The sequence below is a fragment of the Thermomicrobiales bacterium genome (genome assembly GCA_023954495.1).
GTDB lineage: Bacteria > Chloroflexota > Chloroflexia > Thermomicrobiales > CFX8 > JAMLIA01.
In genome coordinates, this window is the sequence record JAMLIA010000131.1 from 1 (window position 1) to 4,882 (window position 4,882).

Consider the following 4,882-nt stretch of genomic DNA (forward strand, 5'->3'; position numbering starts at 1 on the left):
CGACCGGCAGCCCTTCCGTCTCCATGACTCGCGCCTCAATGCCCAGCCCCGTCATCATCGAGACGAGCAGTTCCGCACACTCCCGCACACCGATGTTCTGCGAGGAAATGCTCGGCTGTTGGACAACTCGCTGCAACGCGACAATGCTCTCCGTGATCCCGCGATCGACTTCCCGAAGCACATCCTGTAGATCGCCTGCCACGTCTCGCTCCCTCTCTACCTGCTAGATCCGCCACGCGTTATCGTGCAAAACACTCGCCAGTTCTCCGAACACATGACACCTTGAATGCGTTGTCAATGTCAGTTTGTCCGACCGGCAGCGTCCCTGATCACCTGTCATCTCGAACCGCAATGAGAGATCTTCCACCCGTTAGACTCAGTCCAACCCAACCGCATGTTCCCACCTGTGCTCGCACCGCGTGTGGCGCTTGCCGCAGCGTTCGCCCCGCCATCGTCACCCGTTTCCCGCGCCACGTCAACGCGGGCCACAGGAACACAAAAGGGGCACACAATCATGTGCCCCCGAAAAGTCTGTTGAGTTGAGCGGCGCGGTTCCGGTTACGCGTAACGCTTGAAAATCGCCACCGCGTTCTGTCCGCCAAACCCGAAGGCGTTCACCATAGCGGCATCAACCTTCATATCGCGCGCGACGTTCGGCACGTAATCCAGATCGCAGTCCGGGTCCGGATACTCGTAGTTGATCGTCGGCGGAACGACGCTGTCAGTAATCGACCGCACTGCCGCAATCCCGGCGACTCCGCCTGCCGCGCCGACCAGGTGACCAACCGCGCCCTTGATCGACGACACCGCGATCTTCTGCGCGTGATCGCCAAACGCGCGCTTAATCGCGACCGTCTCGGCCTTGTCTCCCAGCGGTGTACTCGTGCCGTGCGCGGAGATGTGCATGATCTCGTCAGCATTCGTGCAGGATGCTTCGAGCGCGTTTTGCATCGCGCGCATCGTGTAGGTGCCGTCGGCCACCGGTGCCGTCAGATGGAACGCATCGGCGGTCATCGCCCCGCCAACAAGCTCGCAATAGATCCGCGCACCGCGCGCCCGCGCGTGCTCCTCTGTCTCCAGGATCATCGCGCCGCAGCCCTCTGCAAACACGAACCCGTCGCGCTCGGCATCAAAGGGTCGGCTGGCGCGCTGTGGATCGTCGTTCCGCCGCGACAGCGCGTGCATGTTGGCGAAGGCCGCGACCGAAACCGGGTCCATGCCCGCCTCGGTGCCACCGGCGATTACAACATCCGCCTCGCCGCGACGCAGCAGGTGCCAAGAATCGACGAACGCCTGCGCGCCTGCAGCACACGCAGCCACCGATCCACGTACTGGGCCATGAACGCCGTAGGTCAGCGATACCTGGGCCGCCGCCATGTTCGGCGCGAACATCGGGATGAAGAATGGGCTGACACGCTCCGGGCCCTTGTCGTAGTAGTTACGAACTTCGCGGGTCAACGTCAGAATTCCGCCGCCGCCGGTATTCATCATGACGGCGATGCGTTCGGATTGCTCCGGATCAATCTCGATGCCAGCGTCACGCAGCGCCTCTCCAGCCGCCGCAACAGCGAACTGTGAGTAGCGGTCCATTCGTCGCGCGGCTTTGGGATCCATGTACTGCTTCGGGTCGAATCCCTTGACCTCGCCAGCGATCTGGACGGAGAGTGGCGTTGGATCAAACTCTGTTATTCGGGCTATGCCGCAGGCACCGGCGAGCAGGTTCGTCCAGAACGTCTCGACGTCGTTACCAATCGGCGTCATGGCGCCAAGACCTGTTACAACTACACGCTGCACGTTACGGCGATTCCTCTCGGATCAACCCCCCGAATCATCCGATAATTGGCGGGGCTCAGTCGTTACGAAGCTTTGCGGTAGCCTGGCCGACAATCCCGCTGGCATCGAGCGAGATGCCCAGATCTGCAACGCTCATCGTCTTCACTTCACGCTTGACGCGGCGAATCAGACCACTCAGCACCTGCCCGGGGCCAACCTCAAGGAACGTGTCGACACCGTGGTCAACCATCTCGCGCACTGACCCTGACCACATGACCGGCCGGACCATGTGCTGGCCAACATTGCGCTTCAGGTCATCGACCGACGTGATAAACCGACCGGAGATATTGGAGACGATCGGCATCGACGGCTCGCGGAACGGCACCTTCTGCACCAGATCGGACAGCTGCTGCCCGGCACGTTCCATCAACGGCGAGTGCGACGCAATGCTGATCCCGAGGCGCACGACGCGGCGGGCACCGGCCGCACTGGCCAGCTCCATCGCCCGCTCCAGAGCCTCAACCTCACCGGAGATAACCGTCTGGCCGGGGCAATTGTCGTTCGCGACAACGACGATGCCGCCCTCCTGCGAAGCTTCCGCGCACAACGCCACCAGCTTCTCTTCGGAGAGCCCGATTACGGCAGCCATGCCGCCCGGTCGCTCGACCCCAGCTTCCTTCATCAACCGACCGCGCTCGCGCACGAGGTGCAGCGCGTCGCCAAAGTCGATGACTCCGGCGGACACCAGCGCCGTGTATTCGCCAAGCGAGTGACCGGCAACACACACAGGCGAAACCGCCTCGCCAAGCTGGGCGAGACGTTCGCGCAATGTTTCGAGCGCTGCGTAACTCACAGTCAGAATGGCCGGCTGGGAATTGTAAGTATCCTCAAGCTCTTCGGCAGAGCCCTCAAAGCACAAACGGCTCAGCGAAAACCCGAGCGCATCGTCTGCCTGGCGAAAAATACGCCGCGCTGTATCGGAGACGTCGTGCAGACGTTGTCCCATACCAACAAACTGGCTACCTTGTCCCGGAAAGACAAGTGCAACATCGCCACCCAGCATCGAAACGGCTGGAGCTTCACTCGCGCTATTCACCCTGACCAACCCCCCACGACACAGCAGGCAGCAACATCGCAAATACGTACAACTGCGCAATGCGGACTATACCAAAATCGCCGTTCATTCGGCTCAAATCTCAACTCAGAGGGAGACGAAAGCGACCGTGGAATCACTCCCACGGTCGCTTCTGCGCCGACTATTCCAGCTCGACTCTGCCCAGCGCCGCCACCTCGGCGGTCACCGGCGGAACGCCGAGCATCTCAATCAGCGCTTCCTCGTCAATCGTCTCCTCTTCCATGAGACGATGCGCGAGCTCGTCCAGCTTGCCGCGATGGTCGGTCAGCAGGACGATCGCGCCGTCCATCGCCTCCGTCACCAGCCGCCGCACTGCCTCGTCTGCGCGATCAAGTGTGTTGGCGCTCATCTCACGCTCCTGCGTCAGCTCGCGCCCGAGGAAGACGTGCTGCTCGCCGGTCCCCAGATAGACCGGCCCGATCTCGTCGCTCATGCCCCACAGCCCGACCATCCGGCGCGACAGGTCTGACGCCTCCTTCAGGTCGCTCTGCGCGCCCGTCGTGACTTCATTGAACCGGATGATCTCGGCCGCACGGCCACCCATCATCACCGCCAGACGCGACAGCAGATATTCGCGCGAGTAGTTGTAGCGATCCTCGCTTGGCGTCTGAATCGTCACGCCCAGCGCCCGCCCACGCGGCACAATCGACACCTTCCGCAGCGGGTCCGCACCCGGAGAGAAGTGTGCGACGATCGCGTGCCCCGCCTCATGGTAGGCAACGACCAGCTTCTCGTGCTCGCTCATCAGCGTCCCGCGCACCGTGCCGAGGATGATCTTGTCCAGCGCCTCGTCGAAGTCGGCGCGAGCTACCGTCTTACGATTATGTCGCGCCGCCGTCAGTGCCGCCTCGTTGACCAGGTTAGCCAGGTCCGCACCAGAAAAGCCGGGCGTTCCAGCCGCCAGCGACTCCAGATTGACGCTCGACTCCAGCGGAATTCCACGGGTGTGGATCTTCAGGATCGCCTCGCGGCCCTTCTTGTCAGGCAGCCCGACCGTCACCTGGCGGTCGAAGCGGCCCGGTCGCAGCAGCGCCGGGTCAAGCACGTCCGGTCGGTTGGTCGCAGCGATAACGATCACATCCTGGTTCGGCTCGAAGCCGTCCATCTCAACCAGCAGCTGATTCAGCGTCTGCTCGCGCTCATCGTTCGACCCGCCCAGTCCGGCGAATCGCTGCCGTCCGACGGCATCGAGCTCGTCAACGAACACGATGGCCGGTGCCGCAGTCTTGGCACGCTCGAACAGATCACGCACGCGCGACGCGCCGACGCCGACAAACATCTCGACGAACTCGGAGGCACTGACGCTGAAGAACGGCACCCCGGCCTCACCGGCAACGGCCTTCGCCATCAGCGTCTTACCAGTGCCGGGAGGGCCTACGAGCAGGATACCGCGCGGCAACCGCGCGCCAATCTGGTGGTACTTCATCGGGTTCTTCAGGAAGTCCACCACCTCGGTCAGCTCGCGCTTGGCCTCTTCCTCACCGGCCACGTCCTGAAAGGTCAGGTGCGGTCGCTCCGGGTCATACATCTTCGCCTTTGAGCGCCCGAAGCCGAACACGTTCTGCTGACCCCGGCTCATGTTCCGCGTCATCAGGATGATCAGACCGACAAACAGCAGCAGCGGCGCGACCGTAAAGAGCAACGTCGGCAGAATCGACTGGCTCTGCTTCTTCGCCTGAATCTCGACATTGTTCTCGCGCAGCAACGTCAGCAGTTGCTCGCCCGAGTCCTCCGGAATGACCGTATCGAATTCCGTATCGGTGACCGTGTCAGTCGCGCCCGGCGGCAGCGGCTGATCCGACGGTTGCAGCACGCTGCCCGTCCAGGTCATCTCGACGACGAACTCGCCGGTCACGTCCTGACCGCTGATCGTCACGGCCTTGACCTGTTGCTCCTCAACCGCCGTCAGCAGCGATGAGTACGGCAGATCGATTCGGGATTCCTCCTGCGGCCACAGGAACATATAGATGTAGC

General features: G+C 62.5%; 4 protein-coding genes. All 4 read right to left on the minus strand.

The window, feature by feature from the left end:
• Positions 1-202 (minus strand): hypothetical protein (locus M9890_15375; GenBank protein ID MCO5178335.1); only part of this gene is annotated, 202 nt, incomplete at its 3' end.
• 356 nt (positions 203-558) lie between these two features.
• Positions 559-1,761: a beta-ketoacyl-ACP synthase II gene (fabF, locus tag M9890_15380; protein ID MCO5178336.1), complete on the minus strand. Its 1,203-nt coding sequence runs from the start codon at positions 1,759-1,761 to the stop codon at positions 559-561.
• Positions 1,762-1,849: 88 nt separating this feature from the next.
• The gene (gene fabD, locus M9890_15385) at positions 1,850-2,869 is read right to left on the minus strand and encodes an ACP S-malonyltransferase (GenBank protein MCO5178337.1); all 1,020 of its coding nucleotides are present in this window, start codon (positions 2,867-2,869) and stop codon (positions 1,850-1,852) included.
• Between the two features lie 160 nt (positions 2,870-3,029).
• Positions 3,030-4,882: ATP-dependent zinc metalloprotease FtsH (ftsH, locus tag M9890_15390; GenBank protein MCO5178338.1), on the minus strand; the 1,853-nt coding region annotated here is incomplete at its 5' end.

What these genes read in the sequence shown, in the direction of transcription:
- fabF (MCO5178336.1), bottom strand. Translation starts at nt 1,761, where the DNA reads ATGACGCCGATTGGTAACGACGTCGAGACGTTCTGGACGAACCTGCTC.